15 protein-coding genes and 1 riboswitch are annotated in these 19,569 nt (G+C 36.6%); of the genes, 13 read left to right on the top strand and 2 right to left on the bottom strand.

What is annotated here, in order from left to right; all coding sequences use genetic code 11:
* The first annotated feature begins 9 nt into the window (after positions 1–9).
* Both DRF57_RS21175 and DRF57_RS21170 read left to right on the top strand, forming a co-directional pair.
* A complete protein-coding gene (locus DRF57_RS21175; RefSeq protein WP_115920720.1) occupies positions 10–948 on the top strand; it encodes a proline dehydrogenase family protein in 939 nt (312 codons plus the stop codon).
* Positions 949–1,021: 73 nt separating this feature from the next.
* Positions 1,022–1,441 (top strand): OsmC family protein, encoded by a 420-nt coding sequence (locus DRF57_RS21170; protein ID WP_084086605.1) that lies wholly within the window; start codon positions 1,022–1,024, stop codon positions 1,439–1,441.
* A gap of 71 nt (positions 1,442–1,512) precedes the next feature.
* Here the strand turns inward: DRF57_RS21170 and DRF57_RS21165 are convergent, their stop codons facing one another.
* On the bottom strand, positions 1,513–4,128 hold the full coding sequence (locus tag DRF57_RS21165) for an MGH1-like glycoside hydrolase domain-containing protein (protein WP_047491594.1): 2,616 nt from the start codon (positions 4,126–4,128) through the stop codon (positions 1,513–1,515).
* Positions 4,129–4,315: 187 nt separating this feature from the next.
* A riboswitch (SAM riboswitch) is annotated at positions 4,316–4,423 on the top strand.
* Between the two features lie 59 nt (positions 4,424–4,482).
* On the opposite strand from DRF57_RS21165, the gene DRF57_RS21160 reads away from it, so the two are divergent.
* From DRF57_RS21160 to metF, 8 genes are all read left to right on the top strand, one after another.
* A complete protein-coding gene (locus DRF57_RS21160) occupies positions 4,483–5,421 on the top strand; it encodes an alpha/beta fold hydrolase (RefSeq protein WP_084086607.1) in 939 nt (312 codons plus the stop codon).
* Positions 5,422–5,425: 4 nt separating this feature from the next.
* Complete coding sequence (locus DRF57_RS21155; protein WP_115920718.1) at positions 5,426–6,964, top strand: ACT domain-containing protein; 1,539 nt, start codon at positions 5,426–5,428, stop codon at positions 6,962–6,964.
* 124 nt (positions 6,965–7,088) lie between these two features.
* A complete protein-coding gene (locus DRF57_RS21150; protein WP_115920716.1) occupies positions 7,089–8,249 on the top strand; it encodes an O-succinylhomoserine sulfhydrylase in 1,161 nt (386 codons plus the stop codon).
* Between the two features lie 35 nt (positions 8,250–8,284).
* The gene (locus tag DRF57_RS21145) at positions 8,285–8,656 is read left to right on the top strand and encodes a four helix bundle protein (RefSeq protein ID WP_084086610.1); all 372 of its coding nucleotides are present in this window, start codon (positions 8,285–8,287) and stop codon (positions 8,654–8,656) included.
* The gene (locus tag DRF57_RS21140) at positions 8,646–9,674 is read left to right on the top strand and encodes a homocysteine S-methyltransferase family protein (protein ID WP_115920714.1); all 1,029 of its coding nucleotides are present in this window, start codon (positions 8,646–8,648) and stop codon (positions 9,672–9,674) included. The genes DRF57_RS21145 and DRF57_RS21140 overlap by 11 nt, the downstream gene beginning before the upstream one ends.
* A gap of 83 nt (positions 9,675–9,757) precedes the next feature.
* Positions 9,758–10,849, top strand: coding sequence for a fatty acid desaturase family protein (locus DRF57_RS21135; protein WP_047491610.1), 1,092 nt, complete (start codon positions 9,758–9,760; stop codon positions 10,847–10,849).
* A 6-nt stretch (positions 10,850–10,855) separates the two neighbouring features.
* Complete coding sequence (gene metH / locus DRF57_RS21130; RefSeq protein WP_084086613.1) at positions 10,856–13,516, top strand: methionine synthase; 2,661 nt, start codon at positions 10,856–10,858, stop codon at positions 13,514–13,516.
* Between the two features lie 92 nt (positions 13,517–13,608).
* Entirely contained in the window at positions 13,609–14,568 is a 960-nt protein-coding gene (gene metF, locus DRF57_RS21125) for a methylenetetrahydrofolate reductase [NAD(P)H] (RefSeq protein WP_047491613.1), read from the top strand.
* A gap of 120 nt (positions 14,569–14,688) precedes the next feature.
* Here metF and DRF57_RS21120 read toward each other — a convergent pair whose 3' ends face one another.
* Positions 14,689–15,840, bottom strand: a complete 1,152-nt coding sequence (locus tag DRF57_RS21120) for a hypothetical protein (protein WP_115920712.1) — start codon at positions 15,838–15,840, stop codon at positions 14,689–14,691.
* A gap of 102 nt (positions 15,841–15,942) precedes the next feature.
* Here DRF57_RS21120 and folE point away from each other — a divergent pair, with 102 nt between their 5' ends.
* The 3 genes from folE (at position 15,943) to cysS (ending at position 18,634) form a co-directional block, all read left to right on the top strand.
* Entirely contained in the window at positions 15,943–16,611 is a 669-nt protein-coding gene (folE, locus tag DRF57_RS21115) for a GTP cyclohydrolase I FolE (RefSeq protein WP_047491620.1), read from the top strand.
* Between the two features lie 2 nt (positions 16,612–16,613).
* Positions 16,614–17,045: a DinB family protein gene (locus DRF57_RS21110; RefSeq protein ID WP_084086616.1), complete on the top strand. Its 432-nt coding sequence runs from the start codon at positions 16,614–16,616 to the stop codon at positions 17,043–17,045.
* A gap of 122 nt (positions 17,046–17,167) precedes the next feature.
* Positions 17,168–18,634, top strand: a complete 1,467-nt coding sequence (gene cysS / locus DRF57_RS21105) for a cysteine--tRNA ligase (RefSeq protein ID WP_047491624.1) — start codon at positions 17,168–17,170, stop codon at positions 18,632–18,634.
* Positions 18,635–19,569 lie beyond the last annotated feature (935 nt).

Below are 19,569 nucleotides of genomic sequence, written 5' to 3'. Positions count from 1 at the left end.
AAAGATAAAATGGAACTAAAAGAAAAAGCAGGTGCACTGTTGAAAATAGCAGCACTAAATGAAGGCGCAAAAGAATATATTCTTAACAATCCTGAGCTCTTTAAACTCCTACTGAAAGCAGCTAAAAGATATATCGGAGGTGAAAAGATGGAAGAAGCTTTAGCGACTGCTAAAAGAATTAATGATAAAGGACTTCCCACTTCCCTAGAGTTTATGGGGGAAAGTACCCGTTCAGTGGAAGAATCAGAATTGGTAACTCAACATTTCCTTGATTTAATTAATAAGGTGAAAGAAGAGAAGATTAATTCTATCGTTTCTTTGGATTTATCACATATCGGGCTTGCAATAGATAAGGAGCTTGCTTATAATAATTTAGTGTTATTAGCGGAATCAGCTCATAAAAAAGATATTGAAATAGTGATTAGCGCAGAAGGAGTTGATAGAACTGATGATATTATTAATACCTATTGTAAAATATCACCTGATTTTTCAAATGTGGGAGTTACCCTTCAGGCTTATTTAAACCGTACTCCAAAAGACCTTGAACGAGTATTGAATGAAACACAAGGGAAAATAAGAATTGTAAAAGGTGCTTTTGCTGTTCCTCCAGGACATGCTGTAGAGAGAGGAAAACATTTAGAAGACCTATACATTAATTATATTGAAACTCTTTTCCTTAAAAACAGAAGATGTTCTATTGCTACGCACCATAATAAAATTCAAAATAGAGTTAAAGAGCTTATTGAGCAATATGACGTTCCAAAATCTAAGTATGAATTTGAAATGTTACTGGGAATACAGGAAGATCTGCTGAATGAAACCTATAAAGAAGGCTACTCATGCAGACAGTATATTGTATATGGTGATGAATGGTATTTGTATATGTGTAACCGGATTGCAGAAAATCCGGATAATCTTTTTCAGGCTATGGTTGATATCATGTCTTAGCCTAAGGTTTAATCCTTAAAGTTTTTTATATTTGAATAAGAATATTAAAAAACCTGAAATATAAATCCGTACAATGAAAATAACACTCAACAGAATAAACGACGACTTTTTATTTGAATGTACAAACTCCCAAGGAAACTCTATCCTTCTGGACAATACTTCCCAGCCGGGAGCTAAGGGAGTATCACCAATGGAAAGTGTACTGATGGCTGTAGCTGGCTGCAGTGGAATAGATGTGGTTTCTATATTGAAGAAGCAGCGTCAGGATATTAAAAGTTTTCAGGCAGAAGTGGAAGGGGAGAGAGTGCAGGTAGATGATGCAAAACCTTTTAAATCTATTAAAGTAAAATTCCTTTTGGAAGGAGAAATTGATCCTAAGAAAGCATTAAAAGCGGCAGAATTATCTTTTGAAAAATACTGTTCCGTATCAAAAACTTTAGAGCCGAATGTAGAAATCGGGTACGAAGTTTTTGTTAATGGAGATAAAATTTAATTCTATTTTCTTTAAAAAATAAGAAAAACCGGATGTTTCATCCGGTTTTTTTATGCAGTATAGCGTTTTCTTTAAAATGTAAGTCTGGGTTTAATAAGTTTGGCTACAGTAGCTGTCCATCCTGTCTGATGAGAAGCTCCTACTCCACGGCCATTGTCTCCATGGAAATATTCAAAGAAGGTGATATAATCTCTAAAGTGTTCATCATAATTAAACTTAGGATTTCCACCGTTGAAAGCGCGTTGGCCATGTTCATCCTTTAAAAAGATGGAGCAAAGTCTCTTGCTGATATTTTGAGCCACTTCATCAAGGTTCTTCTTATCTCCACTTCCTGTTGGAAACTCTACTTTAAGACTGTTTCCATAATAGTAATGGAAACGCTGTAAGCTTTCTACAATCAGAAAATTGATAGGAAACCAGATAGGGCCACGCCAGTTGCTGTTTCCTCCAAACATTCTGCTGTCACTTTCTGCAGGAGTATAATAAACCATATTTTCCCTTCCGTGAACAGAGAATACAAATGGATTCTCTTCATATACTTTAGACATGGCACGGATCCCATAAGAACTCAAAAATTCTTTTTCATCCAGCATTCTCGTTAAAACTTTTGTCAGTCTGTTTTTACGGAGGATGCTCATTAAGTGCTTTCTTCCATGACCTTCCTCATCCCAATGAGAGACAAGTTTAGTGAGTTCAGGTTTGTTTTTGAGTATCCATTCCATTCTGCTTCTGAAATTCGGCATCTTTTCCAGCAATCTGTGGTCTACAATTTCTACAGCAAAAAGAGGTATTAATCCTACAATACTTCTTAACCTTAAAGATACGCTGTCTCCGTTTCCAAGCTGAAGAACATCATAGAAAAAACCGTCTTCCTCATTCCACAGGCCTTTGGTACCTTCACCTAGGTTTTCCATCGCTTCTGCGATATAAAGATAATGTTCAAAAAACTTGATAGCCATATCCTCATATACCTGGTAATATTGGGCCAGCTCCATGGCAATACGCATCATATTTAGTGCGTACATAGCCATCCAGCTCGTTCCGTCGGCTTGTTCAAGATGTTGCCCGTCTTTTAAATCCATATTCCGGTCAAAAGCACCAATATTATCAAGCCCGAGGAAACCGCCTCCGAAGATATTCTTTCCATTTTTATCCTTTCTGTTCACCCACCAGGTAAAGTTCAGGAGAAGCTTCTGGAATACCTTTTCCAGGAATAAAAGATCCGGTTTTCCGTTATTTTTTTCATCAATTTTAAAAACCCTGAAGCAGGACCATGCATGTACAGGTGGATTTACATCACTCATATTCCATTCATAGGCAGGAAGCTGTCCGTTAGGATGCATATACCATTCCTTGGTCAATAGCAAAAGCTGGCCCTTGGCAAATTCTGCATCTATCATAGACAAGGGTACGCAGTGAAATGCCAGATCCCAGGTAGCATACCACGGATATTCCCACTTATCGGGCATGGAAATAATGTCCTTATTGTGAAGATGATTCCATTCTGTATTTCTTACATATTCATTAAAGTTTCTGGGGGCTTCAAAATTAGGATCACCTTTCAGCCATTTTCCAATATTGTAATGATAAAACTGTTTATTCCAGAGAAGTCCGGCAAAGGCCTGTCTTTGGACATTTCTTTCATCTTCATCCGTGGTGTCATTTTGAATTTCGTGGTAAAATTCTTCAGCTTCAGTTTTTCGGATATTGAAGATCTCATCGAAACTTTGAAAAGGCTCATCAGTTTCATCAGGACATAATCTGAATTCAAAAATCTTACATTCTCCGGATTCAATAAATTCGTCAATCAGAAAAGAAGCTTTTGTTCCTCTCCTCTCAGGATTTACAGTGTCTCCCTGGTGAATAATGAAATCATTAATACCATCTTTGAAATAAGTATTTTCAGTTTTGGGAGCTCCATAAAGCTTAGAAGTATTGGTTTCATTATCACAAAATACACTTTGTGCATTTCCGTTTCTGGAGTATAGCTTTTTAATTGAAATACTGTCATGACCAATACTAATACTTCCATCATGAGAAGTATGCATTTCACCTCTATAAGTATTGTATCCCCATTTCCAATTGTTTCTAAACCAAGCTGTTGGTGCTACTACAATAGGGGCAGCGTGCTGACTTCGGTTACATACCGTAACCCTTGCCAAGATGTCATTATGGTCAGCCTTACAGTATTCAATGAAAATATCAAAATATTCATCGTTGTTGAAGATTCCGGTATCAAAAATTTCATATTCCGGTTCCTTTTTGCTGCGTCTGCCGTTTTCTGTGACAAGATCATCATAAGGAAATGCATTGATCGGATATTTGTAAACCATTTTCATATAGCTATGAGTAGGAGTATTATCCAGATAATAAAATATTTCTTTGATGTCTTCACCATGGTTTCCCTGGGGATTGCTCAGTCCAAAGAATCGCTCTTTTACAATTTTATCTTTCTTGTTCCAAAATGAAAATGCAAAACAGAACAGCTGCTTAACATCGGAAATACCGGCAATACCTTCTTCTCCCCAACGGTAAGCATAGCTCTCCGCATTGTTATGATTGGTAAAGTTCCAGGCATTTCCATTTGAGCTGTAATCTTCACGTACATTTCCCCATTGCCGGTTGCTAACGTAAGGTCCCCAGTTTTTCCATTTGGAATCTTGTAATCTTTCTTTTTCGGAGGTCATATATCATCATTTTCCATACGAAGTTAGTTTTTTTGAAAAGTAATTCCAATTCCTATCATCTGAATAATTCTTAATATAGGCTTGAAACACTTGTATTTATGGGGATATTAAAATATTAAATTAATTTTTTTTTGAAATTAAAAGAAAAAAACTACCTTTGCACCATTCGTTCATTCAAATATTGAAAATGTTATCAAGAAAGGTTGAGGGATTAGACCCTATGAAACCTTAGCAACCCTTTGTGCAAGCAAAGAAGGTGCTACGTTCTACCAAAATTATTTTGGACAGATAACTTACTGAAGTTCTTTTCAGCCATTTCCTGTGGCATTTTCAATTGTATTAAAAATAATAGAATTGAAAACAGAACTAAACTATATTAATCTTTCGTATCAAACCCATTCCAAAAAGGAATACCATATCCCGTTGAGCTATGAGCTTTTCGGGAAAGACTTGTTCACTGCACCTATTATTTTAATCAATCATGCGTTGACTGGAAACTCAAATGTATCCGGAGAAAAAGGCTGGTGGAAACAATTAATTGGCGACGGTCAGATAGTTGATACGAAAAAGTACACAGTTCTGTGTTTTAATATTCCCGGAAACGGCTACGATAATTTTTTAATTGAAGACTATGAAGATTTCACTCCTTCAGATATTGCCAATATCTTTTTGAAAGGACTGGAAATTTTACATATCGAAACCTTATATGCCATTATTGGAGGCTCCTTAGGAGGAGGGATTGCTTGGGAAATGCTTTCCAAGAAGCCTGATCTTGCAGAAGTATTTATCCCTATCGCCTGTGATTTTAAAACTCATGACTGGCTTCATGCACAATGCCTTGTTCAGAAATTTTTACTGAATGATAAAGATGAACCTCTGCAAAAAGCCAGAATCCATGCCATGTTGTGCTATCGGACTCCACAATCACTTAATGACAGATTTCAAAATAAATACAATAAGGATAAACAACGCTTAGAATCGGAAGACTGGCTGGTTTATCACGGAAATGCTTTAAACGATAGATTTAGTTTAAAAGCGTACAGGCTGATGAATCATCTATTAATGAATATCAATACAGAAGAAGCTATGCTGGAGAAAATCCAGGCCCGAATGCACATGATCTCCGTTGATACAGATTTATTCTTTCCTGCTTCTGAAATCCGAATGTGTTTTGAAAGACTGACAGAGAAAAATAAGAATGTTTCTTATCACGAGATCCAATCAATACATGGGCATGATGCCTTCCTAATGGAATACCAACAATTAAATACTATCATAAAAAATATTTTATAGACTCATGAAAAATGCTAACGAAATAAAATTTTTGAAGAACAGATCAATCATTAAATTTGAAGGAGAAGATTTCCTTGGAGAAATCGGAATTGACGGACGAATTTTTAAAGCGCTTACTTTAGCGCGTATCAGTGTGGGAGTGATTTCCCAACAAGCTATAGAAAACGGAATCTCTATTTTGGTTCAGGAAAATGATGCAGAAAAAGCAGTAGCTTGCCTTATCGATGAATTTGAAGCAGAAAGAAAATCAGGGAAAGTTTCCCAAATCTACAGTATCAATAATGTTTCTGTACTTGGATTTGTAGCAGAAGATTTCAATAAAGTTCTTGCTGAGCTGGCCAGAAATAATGTCTTCCCATTGCTTTTAAACCAGGTATCAGGAGAAAACAGGGTAAACATCGTTGTAACCTCTTCACAGGACGAAAAAACCAGAAATATTTTAGAATCTGAAATATTCAAAAAACCAAAGACTGTTCATCTGGCTATTATCGGTCACGGAAATGTGGGGAAAACACTCATTGAGCAGGTTCTTCAATCTTCAGAAGAAATTAAAAGACGTAAGAAAATAGATCTTAAAGTAGTTGCAGTAGCCAATTCAAAGAAGATTGCATTCAATAAAAAAGGTTTTGATGCGAATTGGAATGATGAGGTTTTGACTGCAGAGCACTCCTCAAATGTACAGGAACTCATCAGATTCTCTAACGAAAATCAATTGGAAAATCTGATTGTTGTGGATAATACGGCAAGTAAAGATTTTGTGAAAAACTACCATGCCCTGGCAGAAAACGGATTTGACCTGGTTTCTTCCAATAAGATCTTCAACACACTTCCTATTGAAGAATATCGTAAACTAAGATATACGTTGAGTAAAAACAACAGACGATATTTGTATGAAACAAATGTAGGAGCGGGTCTTCCGTTAATTGATACCATCAAATTACTACACCTTTCAGGAGAAAATATCACCAGAATCAAAGGTGTATTCTCAGGTTCGCTGAGCTATATCTTCAATAACTTCTCTGTAAGAAATGATAAGTTTTCTACAATTATAGGAGAGGCAATGGAAAAAGGATACACAGAACCGGATCCGCGTGAAGACCTTTCAGGAAATGATGTAGCAAGAAAATTACTGATTTTGGCAAGAGAGCTGGATCTGATCAACGAATTCCAGGATATTAATATTCAAAATCTAATTCCTGAAAATCTTCTTTCCGTAGAAAAAAATGAATTTATCTCAAGACTGGAAGAACTGGATGAAGAATATCAGAAGATCAAAGAAAACCAAGAGCCCGGTCATGTATTGCGTTACGTAGGAGATCTGCATGGGAATCTTCAGGAAGAAAAAGGACAGCTTGATGTGAAATTGGTGTCCGTACCGGGAAGTTCAGCATTAGGACAGTTAAAAGGTTCTGATTCAATCTTTGAGATTTATACAGAAAGCTACGGTGAAAATCCAATTGTTATTATGGGAGCCGGAGCCGGAGCGCAGGTTACTGCCAGAGGTGTTTTCGGAGATATTTTAAGAGTAAGTGAAATAAAATAAAATTAATGTAACAATCTGACAATTTAACAGTTTACCAATACTTGTAAATTACCATTCTGAGCATTGCGAAGAATCTCATTATTAAATTGTTAGACTGCTATATTGGTAAATTAATTAAAACTATATGGAGAATTTTGAAACATCAGCAATAAGAACCCAAACTGAAAGAACTCAGTTTGACGAGCATTCCACACCATTATACCTTACATCCAGCTTTATTTTTCAGGATGCCGAAGATATGAGGGCGAGTTTTGCCGAAGAAAAGCCTAAAAATCTATACAGCCGTTTCTCTAATCCGAATGTAACGGAATTCACAGATAAAATTGCAAAAATGGAAGGTGCAGAAGCAGGATATGCATTTGCTACAGGAATGGCTGCAATTTATTCCACATTTGCGGCACTATTGAATGCCGGAGATCATATTGTAAGCTGCCAGTCGGTTTTTGGATCTACCCATACCTTGTTCACCAAATATTTCCCGAAATGGAATATTGAAACTACTTATTTCAAGGCCGGTGATGCTGAAAATGTTGAAAAATATATTCAACCGAATACAAAGATTCTGTACCTGGAAACTCCTACTAATCCTGCTATTGAAATTCTGGATCTGGAGTTTTTTGGAAAAATTGCAAAAAAACACAATCTGATTTTTATTGTAGATAATTGTTTTGCAACACCTTATCTTCAGCAGCCAATTAAATATGGTGCAGATGTTGTTGTACATTCAGCCACGAAATTGATTGACGGACAGGGAAGAGTCTTAGGAGGAATTGCAGTAGGAAAAGAAGACCTGATCAGAGAAATTTATCTTTTCGCAAGAAATACAGGTCCTGCATTATCTCCTTTTAATGCATGGGTATTATCAAAAAGTCTGGAGACATTGGCAATCCGTGTTGAAAAACATTGTGAAAATGCATTGAAAGTAGCCGAGTTTTTAGAAAGCCATCCTAATGTGGAATTGGCTAAATATCCATTCCTGAAATCCCATCCGAGCTATGAAGTTGCCAAAAAACAAATGAAACTGGGAGGAAATATCGTTGCTTTTGAAATAAAAGGAGGAATAGAGGGTGGAAGAAATTTCTTAGATAAGATACAAATGTGTTCACTTTCTGCCAACTTAGGTGATACAAGAACGATCGTTACTCACCCGGCTTCTACAACTCATTCCAAACTGTCTGACGAAGAAAGAAATGAAGTAGGAATTACAGCAGGTCTGGTACGTTGTTCTGTAGGCTTGGAAAATGTAGAAGATATCATTGCAGATTTAAAACAAGCTTTAGATTAGTTGAGGGTTTAGGGTTGACAGTTTATAGATAAAAAATGAGTAAAGATTATACAGAATTAGAGGTTTGGATTGAAGGACGAAAATTGGTTAACCTAACTTATATTTTGACCACAAATTTTCCTAAAGAAGAAGTATCTGCTTTAACCAGTCAAATAAGAAGAGCCGCTATTTCAGTCCGATCAAATATAGCAGAAGGATGTGGAAGAAGAATATCTAAAGATACATTACACTTTTTGCATATTGCCAGAGGATCTCTTTACGAACTGGAAACCCAATTTTATCTGGCTTTAGACCAAGTATATATTTCTAAAGATGATTTTGAAATTGTAAATAGAAAAATCCTTTTATGTAAAAAGCTTATCAGCGGATTTATAAATTATTACAAAAAAATAGAAAATGAAAAATAGCATACAAGACTTTCAACTCTCAGCTCTCAACTCTCAACTCCAAAAGCGCATCCTCATCCTTGACGGAGCTATGGGAACCATGCTTCAGCGTTATAAGTTTGAAGAAGAAGATTATCGTGGAGAACGCTTCAAAGACTGGGAACATCCGGTTAAGGGAAACAATGATTTGCTTTCTTTGACTCAGCCCCATGCTATTGAAGAAGTTCACAAAAAATACCTGGAAGCAGGGGCTGATATTATTGAAACGAATACATTTTCAGGAACTACCATCGCTATGGCAGATTATCATATGGAAGAACTGGTGTATGAGCTGAACTATGAGTCTGCAAGAATTGCCAGAAAAGCCTGTGATGAATACACCGCAAAAAATCCTGATAAACCGAGATTTGTGGCGGGATCTATAGGTCCTACAAACAGAACGGCAAGTTTAAGCCCTGATGTTAACGATCCTGGATACAGAGCAATTACTTTCGAAGAATTGAGAGTAGCTTACAGACAGCAGTGTGAAGCATTATTAGACGGAGGATCAGATATTCTATTGGTAGAAACCATCTTTGATACGTTGAATGCCAAAGCAGCTTTGTTTGCTATCGATGAGCTGCAGGATGAAAGAGGAATTAAAATTCCAATCATGGTTTCAGGAACCATTACAGATGCTTCAGGAAGAACATTGAGCGGGCAGACAGCAGAAGCTTTTCTGATTTCAGTTTCTCATTTGAACCTGTTAAGTGTTGGATTCAACTGTGCTTTAGGAGCGGATCAGCTGACGCCTTACCTGGAGACGTTGGCCCATAATTCAGAATTCTATGTTTCAGCCTATCCGAACGCAGGTTTACCGAATGCCTTTGGAAAATATGATGAGACACCGGAAGATATGGCCAGACAAATCAAGGAATATGTAGAAAAAGGATTGATCAATATTATCGGAGGATGCTGCGGTACTACTCCGGAACATATCAAAGCGATTGCTGATCTTGTAGAAAAATATCCGCCAAGAAAATTGAAAGAATTTGTATGATTTGATAGATTTTTTTAATTAAAATCAATAATGTAGGCTGGATTATAAATATTAACTTTAAATAAACCATAAAGTTTAATATAATGGAAAAGCCGAGTTATTTCAAAGATTCTGACGATGCGAAACTGTTTAATGAACTAAGGAAGAAAGTGAACCAACGGGTAGAAGAAATTCCCGGGAACAGAGATATTTATATCCAGGTGAAGGCGGTTATTCTGCCGTTGATCTATATAAGTTTATACTTTGTTGCTGTTCTCAATGCAGAGGTCCCCTGGTTGTATGTACTAAGTTTTGTTGTCATGGGAGTTTTTCTGGTCTTGATTTATTTAAATCTTATCCATGAAGCAGCTCATAACAACATTTATAAAAGTAAAAGACTAAACTTTCTGGTGTTACACATTTTTGATTTTGTGGGAGCTAATTCCTACATCTGGAAAAAAAGACATATAGCGAGTCATCATGCCTATCCTAATGTGGATGGCTGGGATACGGATATTGAGCAGAGTGGTTTGCTGCTAATCGTTCCCTGGATCAAAGCAAAAGGGGTACAGAAATACCAGGATAAGTTTTTCTTTTTAGTATATCCGTTGTATTTATTCAACTGGATGTTTATAAGAGATTTTAGAGATTTCTTTGATAAGGAAAGAGTGATATTAAAAACCCAGGGAAGAATACCCGTAATAGAGAAAGTGAAAATGATAGGGTATAAACTGTTCTACTTTTTTTATCAGATTGTAGTTCCGGTGGTGTTCTTTAAAGTATCAGTAGGATTAGCGTTGGGAGCATGGTTTTTACAGGTGATTTCAGCAAGCATTTTTGCTTTGTTTGTTTTATTGCCTTTACATCCGCTGCCCGATAATGCTTTTCCAAGATTGGACAGGAACAATGGGCTTCCATTTAGCTGGCTTCGTCACCAGTTTGAAGTGACGAATGATTTAAAAGAAAATAATTGGCTGGTGAGAAATGTGTTGGGGAATTTTAATTTCCATGTTGCCCATCACTTATTTCCAAACTACAGCTATATGTATTATAACGAAATCACAGAGGAGATAGAAAAATTTGCTAAAGAGCATGGTTTAGCATACAAGAGATTTCCACTGATCACTGCTTTAGCTAAGCATAGAGATTTATTAAGGCAGAATGCAAATAATGCCTATTATATTTTAGAAGAATAAAATTAGATGAAGTATTTAAGATTATCAGGCCTTGAGCCTCTTATCATAACACCGGAAAGTAATTTCATCAATGTTGGTGAAAGGACAAATGTTGCCGGCTCCAAAAAATTTTTAAGACTAATTAAAGAGGAGAAATTCTCTGAAGCATTAGATATTGCCCGCCATCAGGTGGAAGGCGGAGCACAAATTCTCGATGTCAATTTTGATGATGGATTGATTGACGGAAAAGCGTCCATGATCAAGTTCCTGAACTTAATTGCCTCCGAACCGGATATCGCAAGAATCCCCATCATGGTTGATTCTTCCAAATGGGAAATCTTAGAAGCCGGTCTTCAGGTAGCACAGGGAAAATGTGTGGTAAACTCCATTAGTTTAAAAGAAGGAGAAGAAGAATTTATCAAACATGCAAAAGCGATCAAAAGATATGGTGCTGCAGTAATTGTAATGGCATTTGATGAGGTAGGGCAGGCAGATAATCTTGAACGACGAATTGAAATCTCAAAACGGTCTTATGATATTTTGGTGAACCAGATTGGTTTTCCTGCTGAAGATATCATTTTCGACTTGAATATTTTCCCGGTAGCTACAGGGATGGATGAGCACAGGAAAAATGCCATCGACTTTATAGAAGCTACCCGATGGGTGAGACAAAACCTTCCTTATGCTTCTGTAAGTGGAGGAGTGAGTAATGTTTCTTTCTCATTCCGTGGAAATGATACCGTAAGGGAGGCTATGCATTCAGTATTTCTTTATCATGCCATCCAGGCAGGAATGAACATTGGAATTGTAAACCCTGCAATGCTGGAAGTGTATGATGAAATCAATAAAGAACTTCTGGAGCTTGTAGAAGATGTTATTCTTGATAAGAGAGAAGATGCTACAGAAAGACTTCTTGATTATTCCGAAAAACATAAGTCGGTAAAAAAAGAAAAAACAGAAGATTTAGAATGGAGAAACAATCCTTTGCAGGAAAGAATTACGTATGCATTGGTAAAAGGGATTGACCGTTTTATTGAAGAAGATGTAGAAGAAGCAAGACAGGCAGCTGAAAAACCCCTTCATGTCATAGAAATTAATCTGATGACAGGAATGGGAGTGGTAGGAGATTTATTTGGAAGTGGAAAAATGTTCCTTCCGCAAGTAGTAAAGTCAGCAAGGGTAATGAAAAAAGCAGTTGCTTATTTACAACCTTATATTGAAGCTGAAAAAGATGGTTCAAGACCAGCCAATGGAAAGATTCTAATGGCAACAGTAAAAGGAGACGTTCATGATATAGGTAAAAATATTGTAAGCGTAGTGTTAGGCTGTAACAATTATGAAATCGTTGATCTTGGAGTGATGGTACCTGCCGAAAAGATTATCCAGACAGCCATTGCAGAAAAAGTAGATGTCATCGGACTAAGTGGGTTAATCACCCCAAGTTTGGATGAAATGGTGTATATCGCTTCTGAATTAGAAAGGCAAAACTTGGATTTTCCTTTATTGATTGGGGGAGCTACTACATCAAAAGCACATACTGCCGTGAAAATCGATTTAAAATATAAAAATGCAGTTGTTCACGTGAATGATGCCTCAAGAGCTGTGAATGTAGTAAGTTCATTGTTGGGTGACCGGAATAAAGAATATGTTTCAGATTTAAAGAATGATTATTCAGATTTCAGGGAAAAGTTTCTGAACAGACAGGTTGATAAAGACTATGTATCAATTGAAGAAGCAAGACAAAGTCATTTTACCATTGATTGGGAGAATGAAGAAATTTTCACACCGAATAACTTAGGTATAAGAGTTTTTGAAAACCAGGATTTGAATGAGCTTCTTCCTTTTATAGACTGGTCGCCGTTTTTCAGAAGCTGGGACCTACATGGGAAATATCCGAATATTTTAGAAGATGAGGTAGTAGGGGTTCAGGCTAAAGAATTATTTAAAGATGCTCAGGTTATTTTAAAAAGAATTTTAGATGAAAAACTATTAACGGCAAAAGCGATCTTCGGAATTTTTAAAGCCAACTCCAATGAGTCCGACGATATCTTAATCTTTGATGAGAATAATAATGAGCAGGCTAAATTTTTAACTTTAAGACAGCAGGCCCAAAGATCAAAAGGAAAAGAATATCTGGCTTTAAGTGATTTTATTGCTCCTCAAAGTTCGGGAAAGACAGACTATGTGGGAGCCTTTTGTGTGACTACAGGCTTTGGAACAGATGAATTGTCTGCTGAATATGAAAAAGCCAATGATGATTATAATTCCATCATGGTAAAAGCATTGGCTGACCGTTTTGCAGAAGCCTATGCCGAATTTTTACATAAAAAAGTAAGAACAGAGTACTGGGGCTATGCCAACCAGGAAAGCTTAAGCAATGAAGATCTGATTGCCGAAAAATACAAAGGAGTTCGTCCGGCACCCGGATATCCGGCTTGCCCTGACCATTTGGAAAAGAAAACAATCTGGGATCTTTTAAAAGTAGAAGAAAATATTGGCGTTTACCTTACTGAAAGTTTAGCCATGTTTCCTACAGCTGCTGTTTCCGGATACTATTTCGGAAGCCCGCATGCAAAATATTTCGGTTTAGGAAAAATTACAGAAGACCAGCTTAAAGACTATGCTGCAAGAAGAGGTTGTAGCATTCAGGAAGCAAGAAAATGGTTGTCACCCAACTTAGCAGATTAAAAAAAGTTTATAGTTCATGGGTGAGAGTTGATAGTTTGTTTACAAATCAAAACTCTTAGCTATCAACTATCAACCAACAACTAAAATATAACATGAAGATAACAGAACACATTAAAAACGCAAATGGAAAAACTTTATTCTCCTTAGAAGTTGTTCCACCACAGAAAGGAATCGGTATTGAAGATCTGTATACAAACATAGATCCGCTGATGGAATTCAAACCTCCGTTCATTGATGTTACCACTTCAAGAGAGGAATATATCTATCTCGATAAAGGAAATGGCCTGATGGAACGTCGTATTACAAGAATGCGACCTGGAACATTGGGAATCTGTGCAGCTATTCAGCATAAATATAATGTAGATACCGTGCCACATTTATTGTGTGGAGGATTTACAAAAGAAGAAACAGAATATCTTTTGGTAGACTGTATGTATCTTGGAATAGATAATGTTATGGCATTGAGGGGAGATGCAATGAAAGGACATCAGTATTTTGAACCTACCCAGGGAGGGCATGCCAGTGCTATGGATCTCGTGAACCAGATTAATAACCTGGGAAGAGGGAAGTACCTTCATGATGAAGATCAGATTTGTGATGAACTTAATAAATTCTGCATAGGAGTGGCTGGTTATCCCGAAAAACATATGGAGGCACCTTCCATGAATTATGATCTGAAGTGGCTCAAGCAGAAAGTAGATGCCGGAGCAGATTATATTGTAACTCAAATGTTCTTTGACAATAAAAAGTATATTGAATTCGTTCAGAAAGCAAGAGAAATGGGAATTACCGTTCCTATTATTCCGGGAATTAAACCTATTGCAACAAAGAAACATCTGAAAATTCTCCCGCAGGTATTTAAAATAGACCTTCCGGAAGAACTGATCACAGCTGTGGAAAATGCCAAGAATAATGAAGCTGTAAAGCAGATAGGAGTAGAATGGGCAATTGCCCAATGCAGAGAACTGCTGGATTTTGGAGTTCCTGTTTTACACTTTTACTCAATGGGAAAAAGTGATAATATTAAAAAAGTAGCAGGTGAGCTATTCTAATAAAAGTACCAAAATGAAAGGAACCCTGTCTGTAAGGCAGGGTTTTTATTTTTAATATGAAGCAAAACTGAACCTTTGGTCTTCAATAACTTCCATTTTTCATACCTAGACTTCCTCATTTTAAAGGATAGGATGCCTTTCAAATTCTTTATTTCTATCAAATAGATACCGGTAAGTTGCCAGTTTTCTGGTCACTGTTGTATCAAGAGCTTCTGCAATTTTGATCATCTTTGGATTAAAATCACCAATCCACTGCAGTTCAGTAGTTGTAAAATCTGTATGCTCTCTCAAATGTTGTGTTCCCTTCCAGATCATATAGCCATCAATCCCTTTTTTCTGCCATTCAGGGACTATGCCGAAAACCAGGCCAACCATTTTTTCATTCTTTTTAAATTCCTTTAACCATAAAAATTTAATCTTTTCAAAAAATCCGAATTTTCCATTGAGATATTTAAACCATTGGTTAAGGTCCGGAAGATTGATCCACATGGCAATTGGTTTTTCATTTTCATAGACAAACCATGAGATATGTTCATTGATAATAGGTTTCATGGTATTAAACATTTTCAAAACCTTAGCTTCCTCTATATGTTTTCCTTCACCATGGGAAGCCCAGGCTTTATTGTACACCTCCGTAAAATCTTTGGCAAATTTTTTCAGGTTATTCTTTTTCATAGGCTGGGCGGAAATAGCAGGATTTCTCCTGTTTCTCTCATACGCAATAGTGAAAACCCGTGAAACCTCTGCGAAAATGGGTCTTGTAAAACAAAATTGTTCAAAATAAATCTGAAAACCATAATTTTCAAAAAGCTCCTTATAATAAGGGGGATTATAATTCATTCCAAACAAAGGCTCCGTAAAACCTTCAATCAAAAGACCCCAAAATTTATCTCTTTCGCCAAAATTGATAGGGCCATCCATTGCTTCCATTCCTTTTTCCTGAAGCCAATTTTTACAGTGGTCAAAAATAAAATTAGCCGTTTGCTGATCATCAATACAGTCGAAAAAACCAAAACCTCCTGTTGGTTGCTTTTGTTCATAGCAGGTGTTGATAAAAACAGCGACTTTACCTACAGTTTTATGATTCTTTTTAAATAAAAATCTTTTACACGTTCCATATTTGAAAAACTTGCTCTTTTGAGGATCAAAAATTTCTTCGATATGTTTATTTAAAGGGCGTATATAATGTTTGTCGTGGAGATAAAGTTGTGCAGGGAATTCTAGAAATTCCTTTTTATGTTTTTCATTTTGTACTTCTTCGACAATAATCATAGGTTATTTTAATAAGACTAGTTATAAAAGATAATATTTTTCGGTCCAATTTGAAATAGATGAATTAATATTATCCGTATTTTTGCTGCAAATTAAATAAAAATGGTTGATTTTACTGATAACGACGATGATATTTTCACAGGAAAAGAACATACGCCTATAAGGGAAAATGCTTTTGATAAATCGCCACAGGAAAAAATAGAAAAAATTACTGAGCTGTTTGGAGAAATTATGGAAACCCTGGGATTAGACATGACAGACGACTCTTTAAAAGATTCCCCAAAGCGTGTTGCCAAAATGTATGTGAATGAGATTTTCGGAGGCCTTCTTCCGGAAAACAAACCTGGGATTTCTACCTTTTCCAATAAATATAAATACCGCCAGATGTTGGTGGAAAAAGATATTACCGTATATTCTTTCTGTGAACATCACTTCTTACCGATTATCGGAAGAGCACACGTAGCCTATATCTCAAATGGAGAAGTAATCGGTCTTTCAAAAATTAACAGAATTGTTGATTATTATGCAAAAAGACCACAGGTTCAGGAAAGACTGACTATGCAGATTGTGGACGCCCTGAAAGAAGCTTTAGGAACAAAAGATGTAGCCTGCATCATTGATGCCAAGCATCTTTGTGTAAACTGCCGAGGAATTAAAGATACGGCAAGCTCTACCATCACGGCAGAATTAAGCGGTATTTTTAGAACAAACCCTATTACAAGACAGGAGTTCTTACATTATGTAGGAAGCCATGCAAAACTAGATTACTAGCAATGAATTATCAGGTTCTTAAAAATATTATTGATGCCGAACTGCAGAGATTTCAGACAATTTCTGAAGAAGAATGGATCTATAAGGCCACATCAGAAAAATGGTCTAAAAAAGAAATTATAGGCCATCTTTGTGATAGTGCTTTTACAAATATCCGTAGATTTGTAGTCACTCAATATAAGGAGAACGAGAATATTGTATACGATCAAAATGAATGGGTGAAAATCCAGAACTATCAGAATATTCCTACTGATGAGGTCATCGACCTTTGGAAGGCTTTGAATTATCAGATAGTTCGTATTGTTGAAAATATTCCTGATGAGGCACTACAGAGAACCTGTGATACCACCAAAACAGAACCTCGGGTTTTTACCTTGGAATTTATTATCAATGATTATGTAGACCATCTGCAGCATCATTTAAAAGCGATTTAATTATGATAAAATTTAAAAAAGTTTCAGATAAAATTTATATCACAACAATTATTTGTTGTGACAGAATATTATTTTAACTAATTTTTGAATCTTAAACTATTGAATCTTTTAATAAAAAATAAATGCAACTAAAAATATATAACTCGCTTACAGCAGAAAAAGAAATATTCAAACCTATTTTAGAAGGTAACATCGGAATGTATGTCTGTGGACCTACCGTTTACAGTAATGTACACCTGGGAAATGTAAGAACTTTCCTTTCTTTCGATTTTATCTACCGTACCCTGATGCATTTAGGGTATAAAGTGAGATATGTAAGAAACATTACCGACGCCGGACACCTTACCGACGATGGGAACGTAGATAATGACAGATTTGTAAAACAGACCAGGCTTGAAAAGCTGGAGCCCATGGAAATCGTACAGAAATATACAGTGGATTTTCATAAAGTTTTACAGATGTTTAATTTGCTTCCTCCCAATATTGAACCTACAGCCACAGGTCATATTGTAGAACAGATCGAACTGACTCAAAAGCTGATTGAAAGAGGTTTTGCCTACGAAAGCAACGGTTCAGTATACTTCGATGTATTGGAATACAATAAAAGAGGACTGAATTATGGTGAGCTTTCAAAACGTAATATAGAAGAGCTCTTTGCCAATACCCGTGATCTTGACGGACAAGGTGAGAAAAAGAACCCACAGGATTTTGCCCTTTGGAAAAAAGCTTCTCCCGCTCACATTATGAGATGGAACTCTCCCTGGGGAGAAGGGTTCCCGGGATGGCACCTTGAATGTACAGCGATGAGTACAAAATATCTTGGGGAAACTTTTGATATTCATGGAGGAGGAATGGATTTGAAATTCCCACACCACGAATGTGAAATTGCACAAGGAAAAGCTTGCAATGACGCTGCTCCGGTAAATTACTGGATGCATGCCAATATGTTGACGATGAATTCCCAGCGTATGAGTAAATCTACAGGGAACTATATTCTTCCTATGCAGTTGGTGACAGGAGATAACGACTTCTTTGAGAAGCCTTTCCATCCTTCAATTGTTCGTTTCTGCTTCCTGCAGGCACATTATAGAAGTGTTCTAGATATTTCCAATGATGCGATGATAGCCAGCGAAAAAGGATTTATCAGATTGATGGAGGCTGTGAAAGTATTAAACTCAATCACTCCTGACGATAATAAGCAATCCGGGTTCAGTCTTAAAGAATGGAAAAACAAATGTTATGAAGCGTTAACCGATGATTTCAACTCTCCAATTCTGATTGCTCATTTATTTGAAGCCGTAAAATATATCTTTGCTTTAAATGATGCCAAAGAAACAATCTCTACAGAAGACCTTGAAGATTTAAAGTCAACCTTGAATGCCTTTATCTTTGATGTACTGGGATTACAGGCTGTGGAAGAAAATAACAATGAAAAACTTGATCAGACATTGAAAGTTTTAATTGAACTTAGAAATCAGGCAAGAAAATCCAAGAACTTTGACCTTTCAGATCAGATCAGAGACAAACTACTGGCTGAAGGCATCGAATTAAAAGACGGAAGAGACGGGACATCCTATGTTCTGAATTAAAATATATAACTTCAATTTATACTCATTCCGTGGGAGTCTTTAACAGCTAAGATTTCCACGGAATGTTTTTTTTTTTTCACCCCTCAACTCCCAACCTCTCACTCTCATTCTCTCAACTCCCAAATTCTAGAACCCACCAATTCTCAGACTCTCCAACCCTCAGACTCTCTAACACCATTAGCTTTTTCCCGCTATCCACTCATACTCCTCGCGCCAAGGCTTTCCAGGGCTGTAATCCTTACGTGTTCCGACCTGTGCTGTGGGGTATCCGTTTCTATCGGGGCTAGGGGAGTAGATATAGAATATAAATATAGGCTGATGAATAACTGGTAGTCAATAGTCAACATAGCCAGCCATCAGTCGCTAGCTGCCAATAGCCAGCTGCCAATCAATTCTTTTTGGAAATGCATATTCAATAGGAGTGGGCTTTAGCCCGCTCAAATAAAATCAGCCTCTGCCCTGGCTTTAGCCCAACCATAATTGAGATACTCTATCCTATAAAAGAATACCCTACTATATATATGTATAACTTCCATCACTTATCACTTATCACTTATCACTTATCACTCATCACTCATCACTCCTCATCTCAGCTCCCTCCTACGCTCCAATGCGTTGCTTCAAACATTTGTTTAAAATTTTCTCCCTTGCCTACCAGTAGGTTAGGATAAAATATGAATATAATATGAATTTAAAGTTAAATAAACTTGTTTGGTATAGGTAAGTTGGCTTACCTTTGCCCCACTGAAAAACGAAAGATATTCAGTAAGCGCAGAAGAGCTTTTAGATAAGCAGAAACGATATACTTTAAAAGATAATAATTCTAAAAAACGTGATCAAAACTTTTTAAAAATAAAAGTTGCGAAAGTGAAAAAGATTTGTATCTTTGCAGTCCCAATATGGGAGCGCAGGAGTAGATGGATTGAGGGTTTAGA

The organism is Chryseobacterium rhizosphaerae (assembly GCF_003385455.1).
Taxonomy (GTDB): Bacteria; Bacteroidota; Bacteroidia; order Flavobacteriales; family Weeksellaceae; genus Chryseobacterium; species Chryseobacterium rhizosphaerae.
The sequence above is the reverse complement of the archived record's forward strand: the minus strand, read 5'-3'. Positions and strand labels throughout refer to the sequence as shown.

Bases quoted from the DNA above. Each gene is read 5' to 3' on its own strand.
- metF (WP_047491613.1), top strand. From the start codon at position 13,609: ATGAAGATAACAGAACACATTAAAAACGCAAATGGAAAAACTTTATTC.
- DRF57_RS21120 (WP_115920712.1), bottom strand. From the start codon at position 15,840: ATGATTATTGTCGAAGAAGTACAAAATGAAAAACATAAAAAGGAATTT.
- DRF57_RS21140 (WP_115920714.1), top strand. From the start codon at position 8,646: ATGAAAAATAGCATACAAGACTTTCAACTCTCAGCTCTCAACTCTCAA.
- cysS (WP_047491624.1), top strand. From the start codon at position 17,168: ATGCAACTAAAAATATATAACTCGCTTACAGCAGAAAAAGAAATATTC.
- DRF57_RS21135 (WP_047491610.1), top strand. From the start codon at position 9,758: ATGGAAAAGCCGAGTTATTTCAAAGATTCTGACGATGCGAAACTGTTT.
- DRF57_RS21175 (WP_115920720.1), top strand. From the start codon at position 10: ATGGAACTAAAAGAAAAAGCAGGTGCACTGTTGAAAATAGCAGCACTA.
- metH (WP_084086613.1), top strand. From the start codon at position 10,856: ATGAAGTATTTAAGATTATCAGGCCTTGAGCCTCTTATCATAACACCG.
- DRF57_RS21165 (WP_047491594.1), bottom strand. From the start codon at position 4,128: ATGACCTCCGAAAAAGAAAGATTACAAGATTCCAAATGGAAAAACTGG.
- DRF57_RS21155 (WP_115920718.1), top strand. From the start codon at position 5,426: ATGAAAAATGCTAACGAAATAAAATTTTTGAAGAACAGATCAATCATT.
- DRF57_RS21150 (WP_115920716.1), top strand. From the start codon at position 7,089: ATGGAGAATTTTGAAACATCAGCAATAAGAACCCAAACTGAAAGAACT.
- DRF57_RS21145 (WP_084086610.1), top strand. From the start codon at position 8,285: ATGAGTAAAGATTATACAGAATTAGAGGTTTGGATTGAAGGACGAAAA.
- folE (WP_047491620.1), top strand. From the start codon at position 15,943: ATGGTTGATTTTACTGATAACGACGATGATATTTTCACAGGAAAAGAA.
- DRF57_RS21170 (WP_084086605.1), top strand. From the start codon at position 1,022: ATGAAAATAACACTCAACAGAATAAACGACGACTTTTTATTTGAATGT.
- DRF57_RS21110 (WP_084086616.1), top strand. From the start codon at position 16,614: ATGAATTATCAGGTTCTTAAAAATATTATTGATGCCGAACTGCAGAGA.